We start from the raw sequence: 23,741 nt of genomic DNA, 5'->3' as shown, positions 1-23,741 counted from the left end.
ATGGCGGAGCCGCTAGGACGGGGGTGGCGGGGTGGGCTTCGGGCTCGGGACCAGGTGGTCGAAGGCCAGGCCGCTGGAGGCTTCGCCGCGGCCGGCGTTGCGGCGGGCGCTCAGCCAGACGGTCACGCGGCCGTCCTGGCCGCGGGTCCGGTTGAAGGCCACGGTCAGCCGCGAACCCGCCTGCGGGACCTCCTCCTCGTTGACGTAGTACGAGCGCGTCCGGCTCTGCGCGGGTACGTCCAGGCCCTCGCGCAGCAGTTCCGTCCGCGGCCGGACGGGCGCGCCGTCGACGGCGTGGGGCATGGCGGCCCGCTGGAGCCGTACCGAGCGGTGGTCCTCGCCGGTGTGGACCGCGATGAAGGGGATCCAGTTCTCGGGGACGGAGTTCATCGCCCGGTACGCCACCGGCGCACGCGGCGGCCCATCGGGCTCCCGCGTGTGGTGGAGGCGGAGCCGGTGGGCCGTGCTCTCGGCGGACATCTCACTCCCCCGGCGCGGCTCCCCGGTCGCCGTGCGGACCGTCTGCTCCAACCCCCAGACCAGGTTGGCCTGTTCGTCGCGGACCAGCAGCACCTCCTCCAGCACCGGTCCCTCCGCGACGGAGGGCGCGCCGGGCGGGAGCAGCAGGACCGGCGGGTCGAGGGGTGGTGGCGCCGGTGCCCGTCCCCCGGGGGGAGCGTCGGGGACCACCGCCGGGTCCAGGCTGAACATCGTCCAGCGCCGGTCCTCGTCGCCCGTGTCGGCGGGGGCCGGGGTGATCCACAGTTTCGTGCCGAACACGTCGGTCACGCTCAGCCCGCGGATCGACGCCAGGGTGCCGGACGGCAGGTCGCAGGGCAGTTGATACCAGTCGTTGCTGTAGACGAGGGCGAACTCCAGGAAGATGAGCCGGGCCAGGTCGGTGCTGTCCGGGCGTACCGCCGCGAAGTTCGTGCGCCCGTCCTCCACCGCCCACCAGCGCGGCAGGGGCATCCCGGAGAAGCGGACCGGGCTGGGGAGCACCGTGCGGTGGACGGGTGCGGGGGCGGGCGGGGTGCCGCCGAGCGGGCCTTGTCCGTCCACCGAGAAGGCGTGCCAGTCCAGTTCGCCGCCCGGGTACTCCGGTGCGGTCAGGACCCGTTCGCCCTCCGGGGTCGACGCGGCCACGCTGAAGCGGTGTTCGAGGCGTTCGGGGTCCCAGGCCGGGGCCCCGCCCGGCTGGTCGATCAGCGTGTCGAACCAGGCGGTGAACTCCCGGCCGAGGGCGTCCAGTTCCGGGTAGTGGATGTGCGCGGCGTTGACGATTCCGTCCGAGGCCCGGTGGGCGGGCGCGTCCTTGAGGTACCGGTAGAGCAGGTAGCCGTCCATCTGGCGGCCCGCGGCGGCCTGGAGGGTGGCCCACACCTCCGGGTGGGCGACCCGTGCGGTGTCCGCGGGGGCTTCGGGGTCGGGCAGCGTGACCGGGTAGCGGGTGACGTACTGTCCGCGGAAGTCCTCGGCCGCGGCCAGCCGCAGGCCGCGGATCAGCTTCAGCCAGCGGTGGCCCATCGCCAGGCGCAGGTCGAAGGAGACCGGGTCCGTGCCGAACCGGAAGGGCAGCGGCCGGCGTTCGGCCACCGATTCCAACGGCCGGTCGCCGGCCAGCGGTTCCACCGGGCCGGTCGGGGGGCGGTACCGGGTGGGCGGGGCGGCAGCCACCGAGTAGGTGGCGGTCACCGGTGAGCCGGCGTCCGAGGCGCGGAACTCGCCGAGCTGCCACTGGCGGGTGAGCAGCCACAGTGGGTCGCGGATCTCCGCGCGCAGGGCGGCGGCGAAGTCGGCGGTACGGGGCCGCCCTTCCAGCCGGTTCCACACGCCGACGGTGGGTTCGTACCGCTCGTCCAGGGCGAGCGGGAACTCGATCCGGGCCGGTTCAGTCATGGGCCGTCGCCTTCCAGCGGAGGTTGCCGAGCGCCAGGTCGGTGCTGACGGTGATCGGCTTGCGGGTCGCGGACATGACCGTGGCGGGCAGCAGCTGGGCGTACGCGGTGTCCTCCAGGTGCGCGGGCTCCACGGCGCGGGTTCGGGCCAGGTCGAAGGTGTCCGTGATCGCGGCGAGGAGGTCCTCGGTGGTCCAGGCGCCGTCCGTACCGGGCGGTGTGACGAGCAGCATGGCCTGCGGCGGCTCCGAGTCCGGGCCGTCGTAGTGGACCGCGATCCCCGTGGTCTCCCGGCCCGTCGGGACCACCTCCGTCCATTCGTCGAGGAGGAGTCCGCAGGCCCCGGGGGCGGCACCGGGCAGCGGCTGCGCGGTCCGGCCCGCGTAGTGCGCCGTGTACAGGACACGGTCCTCGTCGAGCGGCCGGCGCCGTCGGGGGTCCCGGGGGAAGTCCATGGCGAGCCAGTGGTCGTCGGGGCGGCGGGGCAGCTGCACGGGGATCAGCCGGGGTTCCTCCCGGGTGACGGTGAGGCGGCCGTAGCCGTTCAGCGCGTCCGCCAGGACCACCGTCTTCTCCCACAGCCGGGGTTTGTCGCGGATCCGGGCCATGCCGTGCAGCCAGTCCTCGACGGGGAAGCTGCGGGGCGCGGGCGGGTCCGTGCGCAGATGGGCGATCAGCGCGTCGCTGTCCCGGAGGGCGGCCCGCCAGTCCTCGGTCAGCGCCTGGGACGGCGTGAACTCGGGTACGGCGAGCACGTCCTCGCCGAGCAGGGCCTTGAGGGCGTCCAGCCCGGCGCGGACCCGGTCGGGTCCGGTGACCGCGGCGTCGTACGCCCGCAATCCGTCCTCGGCGCGGCCGATGCGCTCGCCGATGTCGCGCAGCAGGTCCATGGTTCGGGTGAGCAGTTCGCGGGCCTGGGTCACGACCCGGTCGCCGTACGGGGTGAGGTCGAGGCCCTCGTGGTCGAAGGCGTCGAGCGGGAGCAGGGCGGACACCTCGAAGAGCAGGCCCGACAGGGTGGTGCGTACGGTGCCGTGCACCCCGGCGAGGGCGGCCTGCCGGTCGGCGAACTTCTGACGGCGGGAGTACAGCTGAGCGCGGTAGAGGGCGGGCGGGTCCGGGGGCGGGTCGGCCGGTGCGGTGGTCAGGAGCCGTTCGGCCTGCAGGAGCAGGCGGTAGCGTTCGGCGTCCGGGGTGCCGGCCGGAAGCCCGTCGTACTGTGCCAGGAGGAGGTCCGCCTCGCGCAGGGCCCGGTCCATCCGGGCGGCGGTCCGGGCGGTGGCCGCGAGCACGTCGGTGAACACCGCGCGTCGCCATACGGCGAGTTCGGCCCAGCCGCTGCGGAGCAGTCCGAACCGGCCGGCCGCGGCGGCGAGGTCGGCGTACTCGCCCAGGAACCCGTCGATGTGGCGCAGCAGTTCGGCGCGGGCGGACGGCGTCGGCGCCCCGGGCGGGAGGAGCGGTGCGAGTTCGTCCCGGAAGCCCTCGGCGCGGGTCCCCAGCGCCGTGAGCGTTTCGAGCACCTTGGCCGGCCGCTCCCGGCGCAGGAGCACGGCCTCGTCGGCGGTGCGGTCCACGGGGGCGACGCCGGCGCCGGGCACCAGGTCGGTGGCGCGCAGTGGACGGGAGGTGGTCAGGAGGGTGCGCAACGCGCCGATCAGCGGGGACAGTTCGAAGAAGCTGATCTTGTCCGGGACCCGGCGGGTGTAGTGGATGACCGGCAGGGCGTCCGGGCGGGGCGGGGTGACCGAGCCGATCACCTCGCGGACGATCCGGTCGTCGAGGTCGGTCATCGCGGCCTCGCCCGCAGGCCGGACCGCCCACAGCAGTTCGATGGGCTGGAGGCCCAGTTCCGCCTGGGTGACCACGCGCTCGCGCGGCCTTGCGGAGACCGGATCCGTCCAGGTGACCAGGACCGCCACGTCCTGCGGGTCCGGGAGCAGTCCGGTGAGCCAGTCGTTGACGGCGGGTTCGGCGCGCGCCCGCGGGCTGTTGCGGGCGGCCGCGCCGGCGCCGTGGTCGGGGCCGAGGCCAGGGGTGAGGTGGAGGGCCAGCCGGTGGGTGAGGGTGGTGCCGCTGCGCGGGGTGCGGACCACCTCCGGCTCCGGCGGGAATCCCTCCCCCGCGTAGGCGTCGAGGGTGGCGGCGGCGCGTTCGGGGTTGCCGAGCAGCGTCTGGTGGGTGCTTTCGGCCACGGCCAGGTCGGCCAGCGCGTCGTGGATGGCGACGAGGTTCCGCAGCTCCGCGTCCATGGCGGCCCGCTGGGGGCTACTGGCGTCGGGCAGTCCCACGGCGCCGTACGGATAGTGGATCTGGCCGTCCCGCGTGGCGCGGCGGACCAGTTCGAGGCCGTCCACGACGGTCCTGGCCTCCACCAGCCGGACCTCGTCGGGGGACGCGGAGGCGGGAGACAGGCGCCCGGCGCGCAGCGGGAACGCGCCGCGCAGCAGGGGGATGAACCGGTCGAGTTCCACGCCGGGGTGGCCTTCGTGCAGGCCGCGTTCGAAGATGCGGCCGAGCATCGCGCCGGGCGACTGGCCCTGCCGGAGCCCGTCCAGCAGGGCGAGGGCGGTGCGGACCCGCCGGGAGCCGAGGTCGATGGCGAAGGCTCCGGTGCCTTCCCGGTGGCCGTTGGCGAGGTAGCCGGCGCGCAGCACGGCGGCGGTCGTGGCCTGTGCCGGGGAGGGGGCGTGGATCCAGCCGCCGTTGCGCGGGTCGTGCGGCAGGGCGGCGCCGAACACCGGCCGGAGCTCCTCCGGTACGGGTACCTCGCCGAGCGGTTCGGTGCGCGGGGTGACGTCCTCCAGCCAGCCGTACGCCCCCAGGTGCAGGCCTCGCCGCGGGGCGCCGGTGCCGTCGGGTCCGTACCTCAGTTCCATGAGCTTCTCGGTGGCCTGGCCGAGCCGCCAGGCGTCCAACCGGTAGGTGGCGCAGTCCAGGTGCTCGGTGAGGAGGCGCTCCAAGCGGGCCGTGGGCAGCGGTGCGAGCAGCTTCAACGCCTCGATGACCTCCCCCAGTTCGGCGGTGGCGGGGTGCCCGGCGGCCAGGGCGCGGGGGACGAAGAGGTGGAGGGGTTCGCCGTTGCCGGTGATGTCCGGTGCGGGGGCGTAGAGCTGGCGGTACCGGCTCTCGCTGGGCAGGCGCACCTGCGGGTGGGCCGGGTCGTCGGCGATGTGGACGAACGGCGGGTCGGCGGGCGAGGGCGCCGGCAGGCCCTTCGCGAGGGCGAGCCGTCGGCCGGCCTCCACCCAGGCCAGTAGGACGGCGTGCCGCAGCAGCAGGTACAGCAGGGCGGCCGGGCGGGCGTCGTCCTCGAAACCGGTCTCCTGCCGGAGGGCCTCCAGGTCGGTCCCGGCGTGCTCGGCGAGCCACTGGAGGTAGTTCCGGGCGGGGGCGGTGGTGTAGGGGCGGACGGGCCGCGTCTCCGACGGCGGCCGGTCGTCGACCAGCGGGCCGAGCAGCGGGTGCTGGCCGTCCACGAAGAGCCTGCCGAGCAGGTCCGGATCGGTGCCGGCGGCCCCGAGCCGGGTGAGCAGGGCCCGGACCGGTTCGGCCATGCGCAGGCTTTCCAGGGCGGAGACGACGAGGTGGCCCTGGCCGCCCAGGTTCTCCCGGTTGAACAGGTCGTCGACGGACTGGGCGTACCGCTGGTGGAACTCGGCCGAAGAGGGGTGGAGGGCGAGGATGTCCAGCAGCTGGCGGTGCGTGTCACGGTCGGCGGTGCCGAGCCGCGCCACCCTCGCGGTGGCCTTCTCCCAGTCCGCGGCCGCCTCGGTGAGCACCCGGTGCAGCCCGGCCCGGTGGGTGTCCGCGGCCGGCCAGGTCAGCTGTCCGAAGGCGGTGGTGACGAGGATCCCGTACGGCTGCCGGCCGATCCGGACCACCGGCAGCGGGCCGCGGCCGGAGACGTTGCGCAGGAAGAAGTCGCGGGTCCGCGCCACCGCCTCCTCGGGCAGCAGCGGGTGGAGGGTGGTGCGCAGGTGGTTGCCCCAGGTGGCGGGCCACAGGGCGGTGTTGGCGGCGCGGGCCTCGCGCAGGTCGGTGTGGTCGGCGTGCGGGACGCCGGCCAGGGTGGCGGGTTCGATGCCGAGGAGTTCGGCGAGCCACTGGCCGTCGGTCTTCGCCGTCCGGTCGCCGGGCGCCGCGGCGGCGGTGAAGCCGTGGGCCGTCCGGCGCACGGCCTCCGCCTCCCGGCGGGGGTCCGGCCCTGCCGGGGCCTGTTCGCTGTTGTTGGTGGGGGTGCCCTGAGGAAGGAGTGCGAATCCGGCGGGGCTGCGGACCTGGTGGCCGATCAGCTCGGCCAGCTGCTCGGCGGACTTCTCGGCCGTGGCCCCGGTACGCAGGCCGAGGACCACCAGCCGGTGCAGTCCTTGCCGGAGCGTGGCGTCCAGTGGGATGCGGACGGCCATCCCTGCGGCGACCGCCGCGTCGAAGTCGGTCAGCCAGGCGAGGGCGGGCGGCACCCGCAGGGTGCCGGTTTCCTCGTCCACCTTCAGCTGCTCATCGCGCGCGGTGCCCGGGTCCGGGCCGACGGGGAGAGGGCCCGTGACGGCGGCGCCGGTGGCCCGGCAGACCAGCCGGCCGTCGCGGTAGCCGAACACCTCGAACCGGTCGGGCAGCAGCACGGCCTCGGCCGGGCGCGTCCAGGACTGCGCGGCGACCTCCGACTCGGGCGGCTGCGGCACCACCAGGAAGGCCACCGCGACGGCGTCCGCCTCGGTCAGCCGGGGGCCCTCCAGCCCGGCGGGCGGGCGCGCCCGGACGGCGGCGGCGCGGGCCGGCCCGACCGCGGCCAGGAGAGCGGCATCGGCGGCGCGGAGCAGCAGGCGGTCACCGTGCGCCCGCCAGACGGCGCTCCAGTACGTCACGGTGGGCTGCCGGTCCTCGGCGGGCAGGGCGCGGTCGCTGGTGACCACCAGAACGGTGGTGCCCGCTGCGAGCCCCGACGGCCGGTCGGCGGGGTTGGCGGGCGCATGGGTGCGGATCAGGTCGGCGGCCCGGCCCTGCGCCACCCGCCCGGTCAGCTCCTGCCAGGCGGCCCGCTCCCCCTCGGCGTCGCCGGCCGCCCGCCAGACGGCGGTCCAGTAGGCGGTCACGGCACCGAGCTCGGCCCGGGTCGGCAGCGGCTGGAGGCTGTCCACCGACCACTCGTCGGGGAAGATCCGCACCAGCAGTTCGGTGCCCGTGAACCGGGTCTCCAGCCGGACGGGGCCCAGCAGGACCGGGTGGGTGCGGGCGAGCTCAGCCACGGGGCAGCATCTCCTGTGCATGGACGGCCATCAGGACCGGGGCCTGGAACAGCATGTAGGCGACGTCGGCGGAATCCAGCCGGGCGTTCCAGGACCGCAGCGCGGTGTCCTCACCGTGCTGGTCGATCTTCTCCTCGTCCGACCTGATGTCGGAGAGGTCCTGGAGCTCGACAACGGGAGTGAGGCCGTCCAGGGCGATGAACCCCCGCCGGCCGCCGGGGTCCAGGTGCTCCCAGGTCAGGTCGTTCCACACCTCCACATCGACGGGCTTCCCGTCGTCGGCGCCGAACCGGGGTTCGCCCGGGCGTTCCTGGAGGACGAAGAACCAGCCGGGGTCCTTGGCGTCGCCCTTGGCCTCCTGCGCCGTCAGGTCGAAGCCGAGCAGGGTGATGTCCGGTTCGATGCGGGCCTCGTAGCGCGGCAGCAGGATCTCGTGGGGGCCGGGACGGTTCGGGTCGCGCGGGGTCACCGGGGTCCGCTCCCGTTTCGGGTCGGGATGCTCGTTGCTGGGGTTCCAGCGCGCGCGGTGCGCGTAGACCGCGGTGTTCGGGTACTTCTTGAGCAGTTCGCCGCGGATCACCAGAACCAGCTCGTCCCGTTTCCGGGCCGGGTCAGGCTGCCGGTGGTCGTGCGCGCCGAGCTCGCTCTGCGGTGTCCACCGGTGGATCGGCGGGATGTCGTACAGGCGCTCCCGGCGGGCGGCCTCGCTCTCCTCCGCGGCGTCGGTGGACACGCGCGGGTCCCAGAACTGCCGGAACGGGGTGCCCCGTTGGTCGGTGGGGTGCTCGCGCCACAGCAGTTCCCGGGCCATCTCGTGGTTGAGGCCCACCATGAACGCCTCGATGAACTCCTGGTCCGTGTCGAGCAGGGTGACCGTGTTCACCGGTACCCGGTCGAGGTGGGGTACGAAGGATTCGACCGACAGGCCCAGCAGTGCCTCGTACATCGGCAGGTCGATCACCGGGTAGGCCATGACCTCCAGGAACCGCTGGGCGAACGGGGCCAGTTGGGGAGCATCGAGCCGCACCGTGCTGAGCAGGGCGTGCGGCACGGTCGTGGCCGCGTCGAGCCCGCCGAGCACCCCTCCGGCGGTGCCCGTCACGTCGAGCGGGTCGGGAACCGGCGTGCGCGCGGAGGCGGTGGCCGTACCCCAGCCCTCGTACAGGTCGGTCAGGCCCAGCTTGAACCGCCGGGCCTGCTCACTGTCGACGGGCTCGGCGGGATCGGTTTCCGTGGCGGCCGGCGCTACGGGGACGGTCCCGTCGGGGCGGCGCAGGACGAAACCGGGGCTCACCGGCAGGGACTTCACCGGGTCGGGCAGCGGCTGCGGCCGGATGACGCGGTCCACCTGGACCGGGGTCACCACCGAGGCCGGAACGGTCTTCTCGGGGGCCGCGGTGACCAGTTGCGGTTCGGTGTCCATCCGCGGCAGCAGCGCCTCGGGCGGGTGGCTCTCGGGGAAGTCCAGGGTCCGCATCAGCCGGGAGCCGGGCCGGACGATCCTGCGCATGGCCGCCGAGACCGGGGCGGCGGCGATCCGGCTGGCGGCCACCTTGAACCCGGCCGTGACCTGCTCGGTCGGACCCTCCGGCCCGGCGACGGCGGCGGCCGGGCGGGCCAGCGGCACGGTGACGCGGGGGTGTGCGGGTGCGGTGAGCGCCAGCGCCCGGCCCACCGGGCGGGCCGTCGCACGCACCGCCCGCAGGCCCGCGGGTCCGCCGCCGGGTGGCGGGGGCGGCGGCCCCAGGTGCCGGTCCTGGAGCCGGAGCCCGACCTCGCAGGCCAACTGGGCGGCGCGGATCCGGTGGTTGACGTCCACCAGGTCACCGACCTGCGCCCAGGCGGCGGCCATGAACTCCTCCTGCCGGGCCTGTACGACCTGGGTGCCGAAGTTCGCGGCGATCCGGAACCGCGGGTCGAGGTTGAGCCGGTGCACCCAGTTCTTGGGGTACGGCAACGGACTGCCGTCCGCGGCCCTCAGCAGCCGTGACGTACGGGCCGGCCAGCGCCCGTACAACGGCGGGGTGATCACCGGGTCCACCCCGTCGGCCGGCTCCACCCCGTCGGCCAGTTCCAGCGCTGGCGGCCCGATGGCGGCCGCCAGTCGGGCGTGCGCCTCGGCGGGCGTGTGCGTCGGGTAGTCGTCGGCGAGGTTGACCAGGGCTGCCAAGGCCTCCTGGAACTCGTGCGGGTAGTGCCCGGTGGGCGGCCGGTGCCCCTCGTCCGCGGTGAACCGGCTGTCCCAGTTGTCCCAGTCGTCGTTCGGGCGTACGGCCTTCAGTGCTCCGCCGAGCTTGAGCACCCCGCCGATCGACGGCGGGAAGTCGATGCCGAGCAGGGCGGGGCCGGGGCTTTTGTGGACGTCGATGTCGCGGCGGCCCACCTCGGGGTCGGCCTCGGCCGGCTCCAGGAGCCGCACCAGGTACTCGAAGTCGCCCGCCGTACCGGTGTGGAAGGACCAGCGGTGGTAGTAGGGCATCCGGGTGTCCTCCCGGCCCGGCCCCCAGCTCGCGTCGGTGGCCCCGACTCCCTCCTGCCCGAGGCCGAGCCCGGCCCGCCGCCCGGATTCGAAGGCCGGTACCAGGAAGGCGTGGTAGGTGGTCAGGGGCTTCAGCCTGCGCGGGCAGATCAGCCGCGAGCAGGCGTCGTCGGGGCTGGTGCGCAGCAGGTGTCCGAGGGTGTCGAGGGGGCCGTCCATCACCTCGGTGAGTACGCTGCCGGTCCCGCCGAGGTCTCCGTTGACGTGGACGTGTGCCCAGGCTCCGAGTTGATCGGCCGGCGGCAGTGCGTTCACGTCCGTGACCACGATGTACGGCAACGGCCCTTCCGCAGGCCCCCCTTCGCGGAACTCGCCGCCGGTCTCGTTCTGCGGGTCGGCGGCGGTGGCCAGCACGATCAGGGCGAGCCACGGGCCCAGCCGGCCCGCGTCGTCCGGCACGCCGGGGCTGTAGGCCCAGGGGAAGTCCTCCTCGTAGAACTCGATGTGGCACAGGAAGTTGGGCTCGGCGTTGGTGACCGAGGGCTGCGGTTCGGTGCGGGAGATCGCCCGGGGGTCCACGCCCACCACGTCCCCGGGGCCGTAGAGCTGCACCTGCTGGGTCACCGTGCGCGCCGACACCGGACGGTCCGGGCTCTCCCCGGTCAGCCGCAGCGTGACCGGGATCCGCGGCCGGGGCCCCTCCGCCGCGAAGCCCTCCTGCCCGATGCGGGTGGTGAGGCCGGTGCGCAGCCAGGGCAGGAAGGAGTACGCGTTGGGCGTCACGATCCGTCTCCGGTGCGGAAGAGTTCGGTGCCGCGGGTGAGGTCGTCGGCCCGGGGATCGGCGGCGGCCAGGCCGGAGCGTACGGTTCCGCCGGTGATCAGGACCTCGGTGCCGGACAGCGCCGCGGCGGCGAAGGCCCAGCGGCCGGCGGTCAGTCCGGGGGCGGGGTCCCAGCTGTCGCGGGTGGTGTCGTAGATCAGCACGCTCTGGTAGCCGGCCGCGTCCTCGGTGTCGCCGGTGCCGCCGATCACCAGGACCCGGTCCGGGCCCAGGGGCACCGCCCGGTGGTGGCCGCGACCGCCGCGCACCGGTGTGCCGGCGGTCCACTTCTGGGTGCCCAGGTCGTACCGCTCGGCGTCGATCACGGCGTACGGGTCATAGGTGCCGTCTCCGGGCACCCCGGGCAGGCTGCCGCCGATCACCAGGGCGGTGGTCGCGGACAGGCGCAGCGCCTGGTGGAGGCTGCGCGGCCGGGTGAGGCTCCCGGTGGGGGTCCAGGCCGCGGTGGACGGGTTGTACAGCTCGCAGTAGGCGAGGGCGGTCTCCCGGCCGGGGGCGATGGGTGCGGTGCCGCCGCAGACCAGGACCCGGCCGTCCGGGAAGGCCAGGGCGGTGTGTCCGCCGCGGGCGTCGTTCATCGGCTTGAGCGCGGCCCAGCTGCCGCCGCCGTCGTCCGGGGTGTAGACCTCGGCCGAGGCCAGGGCCCGGACCGAATCCCCCGAGCGGACCGTGTAACCGCCGCAGACCAGCACCTTGTTGTCGGCCGTGCGGACGGCGGCGTGGCCCCAGCGGGCCTCGCTCAGGTCCTTGCCCGGGGTCCAGGTGTTGGTCTTCGGGTGGTAGACGGCGGTCGACTTGAGGGCTGGGGACGGGCCGGGCGCGGCGGTGCCGCCGGTGACGAGCACGTCGCCGTTGGCGAGCAGGGTGGCGGTGTGCAGGCGGCGGGCGCCGCCGGGGACCTGGCCGGCGGAAGCCCACGTCCCCGCGGTCGAGGGGGTGGCGCCCGGGGTGAAGAGCCAGGCCTTGGCGAGGGCGGCGGACCTGCCGTCGGCCCCTGCGACGACGAGGACCTGCTTCTTCTCGTTGCCCAGCGGCACGGCGGTGTCGTACTGCCCGTACCAGCAGGCCGCCTCGGGCAGGTCGCCCTGCGGCGTCCACTGCCCGGTGGCGGCCGCGGGGGTGGTGATGGTCATGGGGTGGGTTCCTCCGTCGTCGCCCTCGGTCGGGTCACGGGATGGGTCGCCCTCACGGGACGAAGAGTTCGGTGCCTGCGGTGGTCACGACGCCGTCCGGGCCGGGGGCGGCGGGCCCGGCGGCGACCAGTCCGCCGGCCGCCAGTACCCGGCCGTCGGCCAGGGCGAGGGCGGCGAAGTCCGCGCGGCCCCGGTCCAGGGGTCCGGTGGGGGTCCACCGGCCGGTGGCCGGGTGGTAGCGGAGCACGCTGCGGTGGGCGGCGGTGGCCGTGGGGCCGCTGGTTCCGCCCATGACCAGGACCTCACCGGTGGGCAGCCGCACGGCCCGGTGCCGGCCCCGCCCGGCCGGCATGTCGGCCGTGGCTGTCCACGTGTCGGCGTGCGGGTCGTAGATCTCGGCGGAGGCCTGGCTGAGCCCGCTGACCCGGCCGTTGCCGGGCTGCGGGACGGGGTCGCCGCCGGTGACGAGGATCCGGCCGTCGGCCAGGACGGTCGCCTGGTGTCCGGCCCGGGGGGTGCGCAGGCTCGCGGCCGGGGTCCAGGTGTCGGTGGCCGGGTCGTAGCGCTCGCAGTAGGCCAGCGCGACGGGGCCGCCCCCGGTGGCCAGGGCGCCGCCGATGACGAGCAGCCGGCCGCCGGGCAGCGGCACCATGCGGTGGCCGGACCGGGCGTCGGTCATGGGCGCCGCCTCCCCCCACCGGTCGCGGACCGGGTCGTAGACCTCGGCCGAGGCCAGCGTGCGGCCGTCCCGGGTGCCTCCGGCGGCCAGCAGCCCGCCCTTGGGCAGCGGGAGGGCCGCATGGTCGGTGCGTCCGGCCAGCGGGGCTCCGTTCGTGGTCCGCCAGCCGCCGGCCACCGGGTCGTAGAGCTCGGCGGAGGCCAGGGCGGTCCCGGCGGGCCCTGAGCCGCCCGCGACCAGCACCCGGCCGTCGGCGAGCCGGGTCGCGGAGTGGCCGCGGCGGGCGGTGAGCAGCGGCGGGGCGGCGGTCCAGACGGTGGTCACCGGGTCGAACAGGCCGGTCGCGGCCACCGGCGCCCCGGTGGCGTCGGCGCCCCCGGCGAGCAGCACCGCCCCGCCGGCCAGCAGGACCGGCTCGGCGCCGAAGACCGCGGCGGGCGCGGGCGTGGCCGCCGCCGTCCAGGTCCCCGGGGTGCGTGGCCGCTCCCGGGCGTCCGAGACCGGGATGACGTGCAGCCTGCCGGCCAGGCGGGGATCGGAGTCGGTCCACCGGGCGAGCGCGTCGTCCGCGGCGGCGGGGCTGCGGAAGTCGGCGGCGGGCGGCAGCGGGGCGCCCGGGAGCTGGGGCGGGAAGGCCTGGGCGTTGTTGCGGGTGTGCGCCACCACGTACCGCTGTCCCGCCGCCCGGACGGTCTGCTCCTCCGGCAGCGGCCGGCGGCGGCGTGCGTCGGTACGGGAGAGCGGCGAGCGGCTCGTGCTGCTGCCTTCGAGCAGCCGGCCGAAGACGGCGGGGCTGACGCTGACGAGCTTGCGCGCCGGCGGCGGCGCGGGCTCGTCGGCCACCGCCCGCACGGAGGGGGCCCCGGGCACGGGCTGTTTGACCTCCCGCGCCTTCCGGTCGACGACGATCGCCTCGTAGCGGGCGCTGCGCCGCACGACCCGGGGCGCGGCCAGCACGCCTTCGACCGCGGCGAGTTCGACTCCGGCGTCCTGCTCCTCGTAGGCGGGCCGGGAGAGTTTCGCGGCGTCGTCCATGTCCTGGAACTGGGCCATGGGGAACTTCTCGCCGGTGTCGGAGAGCTTGACGAGTTTGCCGGCCGGGTCCGGTTCGATGAGGAACCGCTGTCCGTCGCTCGCCTGCTGGGCTCCGACCTTGTCCACGCGTACGTCGAGCGGTACGACCCGCTGGGCCACGAACAGGGTGCCGCGCGGGTGCAGGACGAGGCCGTCGGCGGCGGTCAGGTCCCGCAGGGTGACGAGGGTACGGGTGCCGCCGTCCGGGAGCCGGGTGGTCCAGCCCTCGGTGCGGCGGACCTCGTTCTCCAGCAGGGCGAGGACCTCGACGGGCGGCAGGGTGGTGTGGTGGGACTCGCCCCATTCGATGTCGAAGTCGGCGGAGATCTCGAAGAACAGCAGGGAGATGGAGCCGCGGCCGCGGGCCCGGAAAGGCGTGGGGCCTTCCAGGGTGAAGTCGAGCGAGATGCCGAACAGGCCGACTCCGAAGGCCTTGAGGGAGACGTGGGCGGAGATGGAGATGACGAAGGCGAACGGTGAGAACCGGAACAGGGCGTCGAAGGAGAGGCCGCCCTCGATGCCGAAGTCGTCGAAGCCGAGCCTGAGTTCGGCCCGGGCGCCGAACTGGACGGTGTTGCTGGTGACGGCGAAGTAGCCCGAGACCCGGATCAGCTGGCCCGGCCGGTTGAGGATGTCCACCGAGATCCGCTCGGGGACCGGGAAGGGCAGCTCCGGTGCGCGGAAGGAGGGGTGGAAGCCGCCGACGCTGAGCACGAGTTGGGGGTCGTCTCCCCAGGAGACGAGCAGCCCCATCCCGCCGTGGATGGTGAGGCCGATGATGCGGGAGTCGAAGAGCTCGGCGTAGAACCACAGCCGGGACTTGTCGACCTCGAGGGCGCCGACGAACTGGACCTGGATGACCACCAGGGGAAGCTGCTCGCTCGGCAGGATGCAGCTGAGCACCCCGAGTACGGCGATGTTGCCGGGCGGGACCTCGATGACGATGCCGAGCGAGATCCGCAGCAGCGCGGGGGTGCCCCAGCCGATCTTCGCCATCGGTCCGACGAGGAAGGTGCCGTCTTCGGGAGGGAAGAAGGCGCGCAGATCGCTGAGGATCCGTGGTGCGTTGGCGACGACGTCCTTGGGGAACATCACCGATTCGATGGCGCCGGAGCGGATGCCGGCGACGAGCGCCTGGAGGTCCATGCCGCGGTTGAGGCCGATCAGTCCGCCCACGGCGAGCAGCGAGAACCCGAAGCCGAGCTGGATGCCGCCACCGCCGAATTCGGCGGCGATGACCATCAGCAGGGAGAAGCCGCGGCTGCCGTCCGGCATCCGGGTACTGATGAGTCCGACGGCCTTGAGGGCGACGATCCCGGCGAAGTCGAGTTCCAGGGCGCCCGCGTACTCGCCGCGGTCCGGGTCGAAGGACAGGTAGCCGCCGCCCTTGACGATGCCCGCGTCCACCGAGAGTCCGGCGCCCTTGGGCGGCTTGAACCCGAGGCCGACTTCGACCGGGCCGAGGTTGCCGTCGTTGTCCGGCCGGAACGCCAGCCGGGCGGTGAGGCCGATGTCCTCGACCACCGCCTGGACCGGCCCGAGCGCGGCCCGGAAGGTCGCGCCGAGCGCCACCGGGAGAGCGTCGCCGGAGGGGGTGGCGGAGATGCTGAGGGCCTGGATCCGGACAGGGCCGAGCTCCAGCCGGGTCGGGATCCGGATCTCCAGGGCGGCGTTGCCGCGGAAGGAGAATCCATCGCGGTGGGAGACCGCGAGGGTGAGGTCGGCGCCGAGGGTGAATCCCTCACGGGGCAGGACGGTCGCGACGAACCCGTCGGCGTCGCCCGGGCTGAGGACGAACTCCAGTCCGTTCAGCCGGAATTCCGCGTAGACGTCGGTGCCGCCGGAGTCCAGGCGTACTCCGCCGCCGCCGGCGAGGCCGCGGAACTGCAGGCGGGTGCCGTCGGCCGATCCGACCAGGAGGACGGGGTCGCCGTCGGCCCGCGCGCGTTCCACGACGGCCTCGACGGCACCGTCGAGCCGTACCGGCGTGCCGTCCCCGGCTTCGAACCCGGCCACGGTCTCGATCGGCCGGCCCGGCCGGAACCGCAGGGCCACCCCGCCCTGGAGGTCGAGTTCGGTGCGGACGGTCAGCGCGAGGTCGTCGCCGAGCGGGATCCGTACGCCGAGCCGGCCCGCGTACGAGGGGAGCAGGGCCAGACCGCCGGGGCCGCCGCCGTCGGGCGGCAGCTCCAGCAACCGGATCTCGGCGGTGTGGCTGTCCTGCCCGCTCTCGTCGGGCTGCTCCAGCAGGACGGCGCGTACGACGGGCACCGGTGGCTCGGCGGCCGGTCGTTCGGTGCCGTGCACGGACTGGACGGTCCAGTCGTCGGCGTAGTCGCGGGCGGTGTGCGCGCCGAGGGAGAGCAGCAGGCTGTCGAGCTGGTCGGTGAACCGCGCGTAGCCGAAGCCGGGACCGCCCCAGCCGTGGGCGTCCTTCAGGACGGCGGCCGGATCGGTGAGCACCCGGGGCAGGTCGGTCAGGTCGAGGGAGTGGTGGTGGTGGCCGGGGCGGTTCCCGGCCGGGGGCACGTAGCGGGACTTGACCACGCCGAGGGCGCGCAGGGCGAACCCGAGGGCCGGACGGTGGCGCTGGAGGTGGCCGATCACCAGGTGGTCGACGAGCTGCTTCGGGAAGTGTTCCCGGAAGCCGTCCGCGCGCAGATGTTCCGGGACCGCCTCGTCGGGGGCCGTGGCGATGGCCCTGATCCCGCCGACCAGTGCCTGGAGCGCGCCGAGGACCCGGGGGACGTCGTCGGCGCCGAAGCCTCCGTCGACCAGCCCGCGCAGGGTCTCGGCGAGGGTGTCCACGCCGGCGCGCAGCGCGGCCAGCGGCTGCGGGACCTCGGGCGCGTACCAGCCGAGTTCCCGCAGGAGCCCGGCGCAGGTCTCGGGCGAGACGAGCGCGGAACGCAGCGGGACCAGCGCGAGGCCGATCTCGGCGAGGAACGTCTCGAAGGTGCCCGGCCTGCTCATCGGCGCCGCCCGGGGTAGAACCTGCTGCTGATGGCGGCGTGATGGCTCGGGTCGACCCGGTTGACGATCAGCCACATGCAGACGAAGCAGAAGGACCCGGCGTCTCCGGTGCCGCCGCCGTTGCGCATCTTGCACGCTCCGGCGGGCCGGTAGTGGGCTCCTGCGTAGTAGCGTCCGCCTTCGAAGATGCCGATCAGGGTCCGGCGGAGTTCGTGCGGGGCGAGGCCGGGGACGGGGTGCGGAGTGTCGGGCCGGTCCCTCGGGATCTTGTGGTCGGGATCGCTGTTGAGCGGGTTCGGGTTCTGCCGCAGGAAGGCCATGACGCGGCGGTCCACCACGGTGAGGGGGGTGCCCGCGCCGTCCCTGAGCGGAACGTAGAGCACGGAGCCGGTGCCGAACACCGTGCTCGGCAGGTTCGGGCCGGTCAGGACCAGGGTGCCGGTGCCGTCGGCGATCGGGGCGATCTCCAGCCCCTCCAGCAGCACTCCGCCCAGGGGGAGCTGCTCGCCGGACTCCAGGAGTTTGAACTGTCGCAGGGACACTTTGTTGCGGCCTGGCCCGGCTTTCTGGACGGCGCGCCAGACGTCGAGCTGGTCGGGGTCGACGGCGATGGTGATCCCGGGCGGGCTGCCGGACGTCGCGCTGTCCCGGACCAGCCGCGAGGAGTGCTGCATGCGGGGCAGGTCGAGCCATTTGACGTTGGCCATGTTGATCTCCCGCCGGGGGGCCGGGTGCAGGCGGACGTGGCCGAGGCGGGTGAGGTTGTCCGAGACCAGATCGCCGGCGTCGTCTCCCCTGCCGTCCGCCGGATTCGCCTCGTACTCGTCCCCCAGGTTGAAGGTGTGCCCGAACTCGTGCGCGACCACGTCGACGACCTCGCCGAGCTCGATGGTGTCGGGGTCCGGAGCGGGGATCGCGCGGAGCATGAGGGCGGGGTCCACAGGGGAGGTGACGTCGTACGTGAAGACGAGCCTGGTGGCCTGGCGGAGCGGGTTGAGGGTGATGGAACGGGCGCTGTTGACCCCGCGGCCCACGTGGTCGTAGAGGACGACGGCGATCAGTCCCCGACTCCGCCGCAGGCCCGGGGTCTCCAGCGCCCATACCTGGCCGATGTGGCGGTGGACGTGGGAGTACGGGTTGATGTAGCCGAGGGCCTTGGCGTAGGTGAACAGGGAGTTGAGCGGATTCACCCGACCCGGTGCGTGGAGCTCCGGGGGGTGCCGGCGCGGGTCGAACCGGAGCAGTCCGGTGGATCCGGTGTCGTAGAACTCGTAGACGCGCTTGACGAACGGCTTCAAGTCGGGGTCGTTCGCCGCGTCCTTGGCGGGCTTGCGCACCGGCTTGCCCTGGCCCATGGTGCGGTCCGCGGGCCGCTGGCCGGCCATGAGGCCGAAGAAGCTGTCCCGGGCCTGGAGGATGCCGAGGGAGCGGTGGGTCCGGTACGCCTTGAGCAGTTTGGCGTTCACCCGTGCGGGGTTGAAGTCGTCCAGCCCCTGGTCCTTCCAGACCTGTACCAGGTCGGGCCGGATGTCCACCCGGGGTGGCAGCCCGACCCTCTTGACCAGCTCGGACATGGCGTAGGGCCGCCGGTCGAGCGGGACACCGGGCGGGATCGCCTCGACCGGGTTCTCGTACGGGATCAGGGTGCCGCTCGGCAGCACCGGTTCCAGGGTGGTGTCGGTGACCCGGTTCCCGCAGGTGATGCCCCGCTCGAAGGACTCCTCGAAGGCGCTGAAGACGTTGAACCGCTCCTTGAGGGTGCCGTAGGGCTCGTGGCGGCGCCGGCTGAAGAGTTCGGAGGTGATGGTCTCGGCGGCCTTGGAGAAGACGGCCCGGTCGGCGTCGCTCCCCTCGAACCCCTCGGCGAGGATCAGGACGTTCTGCATGTCGTCGAGTTCGGAGAGGTTCCACAGCTGGTGGTCGGCCAGGATGCGGCGTTCCTTGCGGTAGTCGGCGACTCCGACGGGCAGTACCCGCGGGGGCTTCGTCCCGAGGGTTCCGGTGATGTTGACGAAGTCGGGGGTCTCCCCCGGCGGTACCTGCGGGGTCTCGACCAGCCCGCGCAGCCATCCGCGGTCGGTGATCACCACGCGCTGGGGGTCCTCCGAGGTCAGCGTCACGTAGCCGTGCCCGCTGATGTCCCCGATGAGGTCGGTGGCGTTGTCGTCGTCGCTGAACCGGGCGTAGATGGTGGGCAGCGCGTGGCCGATCACGGGGTCGAGGGCGGTGGTGAGGGTGCTGTTCCCGAACCACCAGTTCTCCAGCCGCTGGTGCACCTGGAGCCGGCCGACCAGGTACCGGTCACCCACGCCGACTTGGAAGAGGTACACGCCGATTTCGTCGGGGTGCACCACGCCGTTGCCGTCGACGGTCGGAATTCCGTCGAACCGGTTGCCGGTGGCCCGGTACGGCGCCATGAACGCGTACGTGCAGTCCGCGGGACGCACTTCGGTGAGGGTGTACGGCTCGACGACCCCGGGCTTCTCGGTGCGCCGGAACACGCGCAAGGTGAGGGGAGGTGTCCCGGTGAGCGCGACATGCAGATCGCAGTGCGGAAGCAGCACCAGATCGTCCAGCTCACCCGCCATGTCGGCCCTCGCAGCCCCTCGTCCCGCGACTCCCCCACTGATCATTCAGGAGCCCGAAAGGGCAAGTCAAGGCATATGCCATAGATGTGATGATCAGGCAAAATAGGCATGTTTTGCGCGGCTCGGCCGACTGCGGGGCCGCCCGCCCCGGGATCCACGGGGCGGGCTCAGGGTGCGATGTCCTCGAGGTCCTCGACCGTGCCGGACATGACGGCCCGGACGTGTTCGGTGAGGTGATCCACGGGCCAGTCCCACCAGGCCAGGGCGAGCAGGCGGGCGATCTCGTCGTCGTTGAAGCGGGTGCGGATGAGCCGGGCAGGGTTGCCGCCGACGATGCCGTAGTCGGGGACGTCGTCCACGACCACGGCGCCGGAGGCGATGATCGCGCCGTGCCCGATGCGCACCCCGGGCATGACCATGGTGTTGTAGCCGAACCAGACGTCGTTGCCGACGACGGTGTCGCCCCTGCCCGGCAGGCCGGTGATCAGGTCGAAGTGCTCGGACCAGGAGCCGCCCATGACGGGGAAGGGGAAGGTCGAGGGGCCGTCCATGCGGTGGTTGGCCCCGTTCATGATGAACCGCACCCCGGTGCCCAGCGCGCAGAACTTCCCGATGACCAGTTTCTCCGGCCCGTAGTGGTAGAGCACGTTGCGGGTCTCGAACGCGGTCGGATCCTCCGGGTCGTCGTAGTAGGAGTACTCCCCCGCCTCGATCAGCGGCGAGGTCACCAGCGGCTTCAGCAGGACCACGCGCGGCTGGTCGGGGAAGGGGTGAAGCACGGTCGGGTCCGCGGGAAGACGATTCATGGCAGTCACCCTAGGTCGGCGAAAGCCTGCGGATCCTCCCGTTCCGAGGGACCGCGAGCGGGCGTCACGCGGTCACAGTCCGATGGCGTTCATCAGGACGATGGCCCCGAGGTTCAGGAGGATGACGGCGATGACGACGCCGATCACGACCCAGGCCCTGCGCGATTCGTCCATGTCCACGAGTCACCTCCCGGCTCGGCCTCCACCCATGATGACCCGGTTCTCCGTGATGCACAGGTCGAGGCCGGTCAGGAGACCCAGGCTCCGGTCATGCCGAGGACGGCCGCGCCGTCCTGGTCGGCCAGCTTGGTGCCGGTGAACGCGCGGGCCCACTCTGACGTCTGGATACGGAACGCGGGCCTTTCGGCCGTCAGCGCCTCCATCACGGCCTCGGCCGCGCCGGCGGGGGTCTGGGCGCCGTCCAGGAACTGGCCGACCGTACGGTCGATGTAGTGGCGCAGCGCGCCGGAGTAGGGTCCGGCCCCGGCGATGCGGGCTTCGATGTCGAGTCCGATGTTGTTGACGAACTCCGTGGCCACGGCGCCCGGTTCGATGACGGAGACGCTCACTCCGACGGCTCCCGCGACGGGGGCCAGGCTCTCCATGTATCCCTCCACGGCGAACTTCGCGGCGCAGTAGGCCTCGTTGAAGGGCTGGCCGATGACGCCGCCGACGCTGGTGACGGTGATCAGGCGGCCTCCGGTGGCCCGCAGGTGCGGCAGCGCGGCCTTGGAGACGTTCAGCACGCCGAAGAAGTTGACCTCCATGACATCGCGGACGTCGTCGACGGATTCGAGTTCGAGGGTGCCGACGTGTCCGGCGCCGGCGTTGTTCACGACGGCGTCCAGACGGCCGTAGTCGGCGATCACGCCCTCCACGGCGGCTGCGACGGAGCTCTCGTCGATGACGTCGAGCTGCCGGATGTCCAGCTCGACGCCCGCCTCGGCGGCGGCCTTGCGCAGGGCGTCGGCCCGGCCGGTGTCGCGCAGCGTGGCGATCGTGCGCCATCCGGCCCGGGCGGCGGCGACGGCGGCCGCGAGGCCGATGCCGGAGGAGGTTCCGGTGATCAGGACGGTGCGGGCGGAGGCAGGGGTGGCGGTGCCGGGGGCGGCGGGGAACGAGGACATGGCGGACCTTTCACGGAACGTGATTTATGTGCGTGCACACACACTATAAAATTGTGTGCGTGTGCACGCAACCCCTAGACTGCCGACATGGCGAAAAAGCTCACCGAAGCCGAGATGCCGGCGGCCGACTACGCGTTCTACGGGCTCGTCTGGGCCGGCACCGTGATGACCGACCGCGTCGACCGGGCGCTCGTGAAGGGCCACGACCTCCCCGTCTCGTGGTTCGAGGTCATGCTGTGGCTGGCTTCCAGCCCCGACCCCGTACCCGCTTCCGTCCTGGGCAACAGCACGCTGCTCAGCCGCAGCCAGGTGTCCCGGGTCGTGGACGCCCTGCAGATCCGGGGCCTGGTGACCCGTACGCCGTCGGCACGCGACGCCCGCTCGGTTGAGGTCTCCCTCACCGAGGCGGGACGTGCGGTCTTCGCCGAGGCCGACGCGACCCGCCGCGAAGCCCTGGCCCCGGTCTTCACCGATCTGCTCGACGAGCAGGATCTGGAGGCACTGGGACGCGTGTGGCGCAAGCTCAAGGCCCAGAAGGGCGAGCCGGGTCGGAGGTGAGGGTCGCGGCGGCCGCGAAGAGGCGGGCGCAGCGCTGCGTCATGGCCTGCGGGGTCTGCTCCGGGTGCTTGACCCACCAGCGGACGAGGGTGGCGACCAGGTCCCGCCAGACGTACTTGAGCGCGTCCGCGTCCAGCGGGTCGGCGGTGCCGGCCGCGCGCAGCAGCTCGGCGGTGCCGCCCTCGGCGAGCCGGTCGATGGCCGACCAGTACTCCGATGCCCGGCGTGCCGCCTCGCCGCCGGGCGGCAGGGTGGTGTCGTACAGCACGAACCACGCCTCCCGTCGCCCCTCCAGCGCGGTGAAGATGCCGTGGAGCACGCGCAGCGGGGTGTGCGGGGCCGTCCCGTCGGGGCCCATCGCCGTCCGGACGGCATCCAGGAGCCGGTCCCCCACCGGGACCAGGCAGGCGATGTACAGGTCCTCCTTGCTGCCGAGGTACTGGTGCAGCAGCGTCTTGGTGACGCCCACGCGCGCGGCGATCGCGGGGAGCGACGCGGCGGCGTAGCCGCGGGTCCCGAACTCCTCCGTGGCAGCCTCCAGCATCTGCTGCCGGCGGTGCTCCCTCGGGACTCCCTTGGTGCCGGCTTTCGAAGGTGGGACTGCCATCGGGGTTGCCATGCGCCGATATTATCATTAGGTAATTTACCTCTGGGTAAATTCCTGCGACCTCTGGAGCGCATCCATGGCCGGCACCACCACGCAGCCGACGTCCCGCACCCGCTCCTGGTGGGGCTGGGGCTGGGCGGACGCGCATCCCGACGACGCGGAATGCGCCGCGATGGGCGCCCTGCTCCCCGGCACCCTCGCCCGCCCGCTCCCCGTGCCCCGCGTCCGCGACCTGGGCATCGGCGGCCCCGCCGTGGAACCCCCGGCGAACCTCGCCCACCTGGTCAGCTCGGATCCCGGGGACCGCGCCGCCCACGCCATGGGCAAGGCGTACCGCGACGTGGTGCGCGCCCTGCGCGGGCGGCCCGGCCGCATCCCCGATCTCGTCGCCCGCCCCACGGACGACCGGGGCGTGGCCGACCTCCTGGAGTGGGCGGGCGACCGGCAGATCGCCGTCGTCCCGTACGGCGGGGGTTCTTCGGTCACCGGGGGCGTGGAGTACCGGGGCGACGCCCACCGGGCGGTGCTGTCCCTCGACCTGACCGCCCTGGCGCGCGTCCTGGAGGTCGACACCGAGGGCCGGGCCGCACGCATCCAGGCCGGCGTGCTCGGGCCGAGCCTGGAGGACCAGCTGCGGCCCCACGGCCTGACCCTGCGGCACTTCCCGCAGAGCTTCGAGTTCTCCAGCCTCGGAGGCTGGCTCGCCACCCGGGCCGGCGGTCACTACGCCACCGGCCGCACGCACATCGACGACTTCGTACAGTCGCTGCGCGTGGTCACCCCGGCCGGCACGAGCAGCTCCTGGCGGTTGCCGGCCTCCGGGGCGGGCCCCTCGCCCGACCGGCTCTTCCTGGGCTCCGAAGGCGCTCTGGGGGTCATCACCGAGGCGTGGGTCCGCCTCCAGGAACGCCCTCGCCACAAGGCGTCCGCGGCGGTCTCTTTCACCGGCTTCCCCGCCGCGCTGCGTGCGGTACGCGCCATCGCGCAGTCCGACCTCTCCCCCGCCAACTGCCGTCTGCTGGACGCCGGTGAGGCAGCGCTGTCGGGCGCCGCGCAGGACGGCTCCGCCGTGCTGGTCCTGGGGTTCGAGTCGGCCGACGAACCGGTGACCGCCCGGCTCCAACGAGCCCTGGACCTGGCGCGCTCGTACGGCGGAACGCCCGGTGCGGACGAGGGGTCCGGCGGTGACTCCGCCGTGAGCGCGTGGCGCTCGGCCTTCCTGCGGATGCCCTACCTGCGCGACGGTCTGGCCAGGATGGGCGCGGTCGCGGAGACCTTCGAGACGGCGGCCACCTGGGACCGGATCCCCGGCCTGATCGACGCGGTACGAACCGAGGTCGGCGCGGCGGCGCTCAAGGCCACCGGACACCCCGCGACCGTCAACTGCCGTCTGACCCACGTCTATCCGGACGGCGCGGCGCCCTACTTCACCGTACTCGCCGCCGGCCGGGCCGGTGACGAGGACGCCCTCTGGGACGACCTCAAGGCCGTCGCGGTCGAAGTGCTGCACCGCCACCGGGCCACCATCACCCACCACCACGGCGTCGGCCGCGACCACCGCCCGGGCTACGACCGCCAGCGCCCCGAGCCCTTCGCCCTGGCACTTCGGGCCGCGAAGGGGGCGCTCGACCCCCGGGGCATCCTCAACCCCGGCGTCCTCGTGGACTGAACGGGGCCGGAGCAGCCGTGGCCCCGCCGCGGGATCGGGTGCGGCGGGGCCGGGAGGC

11 protein-coding genes are annotated in these 23,741 nt (G+C 73.6%); 2 read left to right on the top strand and 9 right to left on the bottom strand.

Annotated features, from left to right (window positions below; genetic code table 11):
- Positions 1-12: 12 nt before the first annotated feature.
- The 8 genes from ACFTXQ_RS06560 to ACFTXQ_RS06525 all read right to left on the bottom strand — a co-directional run bounded on the left by ACFTXQ_RS06560 (position 13) and on the right by ACFTXQ_RS06525 (position 20,849).
- Complete coding sequence (locus ACFTXQ_RS06560) at positions 13-1,899, bottom strand: hypothetical protein (RefSeq protein ID WP_382636475.1); 1,887 nt, start codon at positions 1,897-1,899, stop codon at positions 13-15.
- Positions 1,892-7,147 (bottom strand): hypothetical protein, encoded by a 5,256-nt coding sequence (locus ACFTXQ_RS06555; RefSeq protein WP_382636473.1) that lies wholly within the window; start codon positions 7,145-7,147, stop codon positions 1,892-1,894. Before ACFTXQ_RS06555 ends, ACFTXQ_RS06560 begins: the two co-directional genes overlap by 8 nt.
- Positions 7,140-10,409 carry a hypothetical protein gene (locus tag ACFTXQ_RS06550; protein ID WP_382636472.1) on the bottom strand — a complete coding sequence of 1,090 codons (3,270 nt, stop codon included), beginning with the start codon at positions 10,407-10,409 and terminating at the stop codon, positions 7,140-7,142. The genes ACFTXQ_RS06555 and ACFTXQ_RS06550 overlap by 8 nt, the downstream gene beginning before the upstream one ends.
- A complete protein-coding gene (locus ACFTXQ_RS06545) occupies positions 10,406-11,602 on the bottom strand; it encodes a Kelch repeat-containing protein (RefSeq protein WP_382636470.1) in 1,197 nt (398 codons plus the stop codon). The genes ACFTXQ_RS06550 and ACFTXQ_RS06545 overlap by 4 nt, the downstream gene beginning before the upstream one ends.
- Positions 11,603-11,654: 52 nt before the next feature.
- Positions 11,655-16,328 (bottom strand): DUF6603 domain-containing protein, encoded by a 4,674-nt coding sequence (locus ACFTXQ_RS06540; RefSeq protein ID WP_382636468.1) that lies wholly within the window; start codon positions 16,326-16,328, stop codon positions 11,655-11,657.
- On the bottom strand, positions 16,325-18,916 hold the full coding sequence (locus tag ACFTXQ_RS06535; RefSeq protein WP_382636466.1) for a hypothetical protein: 2,592 nt from the start codon (positions 18,914-18,916) through the stop codon (positions 16,325-16,327). The genes ACFTXQ_RS06540 and ACFTXQ_RS06535 overlap by 4 nt, the downstream gene beginning before the upstream one ends.
- A gap of 167 nt (positions 18,917-19,083) precedes the next feature.
- Positions 19,084-19,722, bottom strand: a complete 639-nt coding sequence (locus ACFTXQ_RS06530; protein WP_382636464.1) for a CatB-related O-acetyltransferase — start codon at positions 19,720-19,722, stop codon at positions 19,084-19,086.
- Positions 19,723-19,970: 248 nt separating this feature from the next.
- Positions 19,971-20,849: an SDR family oxidoreductase gene (locus ACFTXQ_RS06525; protein WP_382636462.1), complete on the bottom strand. Its 879-nt coding sequence runs from the start codon at positions 20,847-20,849 to the stop codon at positions 19,971-19,973.
- Positions 20,850-20,936: 87 nt separating this feature from the next.
- Here ACFTXQ_RS06525 and ACFTXQ_RS06520 point away from each other — a divergent pair, with 87 nt between their 5' ends.
- Entirely contained in the window at positions 20,937-21,407 is a 471-nt protein-coding gene (locus ACFTXQ_RS06520; protein ID WP_382636461.1) for a MarR family winged helix-turn-helix transcriptional regulator, read from the top strand.
- Here ACFTXQ_RS06520 and ACFTXQ_RS06515 read toward each other — a convergent pair.
- Positions 21,373-22,014 (bottom strand): TetR/AcrR family transcriptional regulator, encoded by a 642-nt coding sequence (locus ACFTXQ_RS06515; RefSeq protein WP_382636459.1) that lies wholly within the window; start codon positions 22,012-22,014, stop codon positions 21,373-21,375. The two genes, ACFTXQ_RS06520 and ACFTXQ_RS06515, sit on opposite strands and share 35 nt — an antisense overlap.
- A gap of 76 nt (positions 22,015-22,090) precedes the next feature.
- On the opposite strand from ACFTXQ_RS06515, the gene ACFTXQ_RS06510 reads away from it, so the two are divergent.
- Complete coding sequence (locus tag ACFTXQ_RS06510; RefSeq protein ID WP_382636457.1) at positions 22,091-23,683, top strand: FAD-binding oxidoreductase; 1,593 nt, start codon at positions 22,091-22,093, stop codon at positions 23,681-23,683.
- Positions 23,684-23,741: the final 58 nt, after the last annotated feature.

Origin of the sequence: Streptomyces sp. NPDC057010, assembly GCF_042673805.1 — a bacterium.
Lineage (GTDB): Bacteria > Actinomycetota > Actinomycetes > Streptomycetales > Streptomycetaceae > Streptomyces.
This window is presented reverse-complemented; position numbering and strand designations above follow the sequence as displayed.

Bases quoted from the DNA above. Each gene is read 5' to 3' on its own strand.
- ACFTXQ_RS06560 (WP_382636475.1), bottom strand. From the start codon at position 1,899: ATGACTGAACCGGCCCGGATCGAGTTCCCGCTCGCCCTGGACGAGCGG.
- ACFTXQ_RS06545 (WP_382636470.1), bottom strand. From the start codon at position 11,602: ATGACCATCACCACCCCCGCGGCCGCCACCGGGCAGTGGACGCCGCAG.
- ACFTXQ_RS06540 (WP_382636468.1), bottom strand. From the start codon at position 16,328: ATGAGCAGGCCGGGCACCTTCGAGACGTTCCTCGCCGAGATCGGCCTC.
- ACFTXQ_RS06535 (WP_382636466.1), bottom strand. From the start codon at position 18,916: ATGGCGGGTGAGCTGGACGATCTGGTGCTGCTTCCGCACTGCGATCTG.
- ACFTXQ_RS06530 (WP_382636464.1), bottom strand. From the start codon at position 19,722: ATGAATCGTCTTCCCGCGGACCCGACCGTGCTTCACCCCTTCCCCGAC.
- ACFTXQ_RS06525 (WP_382636462.1), bottom strand. From the start codon at position 20,849: ATGTCCTCGTTCCCCGCCGCCCCCGGCACCGCCACCCCTGCCTCCGCC.
- ACFTXQ_RS06520 (WP_382636461.1), top strand. From the start codon at position 20,937: ATGGCGAAAAAGCTCACCGAAGCCGAGATGCCGGCGGCCGACTACGCG.
- ACFTXQ_RS06515 (WP_382636459.1), bottom strand. From the start codon at position 22,014: ATGGCAGTCCCACCTTCGAAAGCCGGCACCAAGGGAGTCCCGAGGGAG.
- ACFTXQ_RS06510 (WP_382636457.1), top strand. From the start codon at position 22,091: ATGGCCGGCACCACCACGCAGCCGACGTCCCGCACCCGCTCCTGGTGG.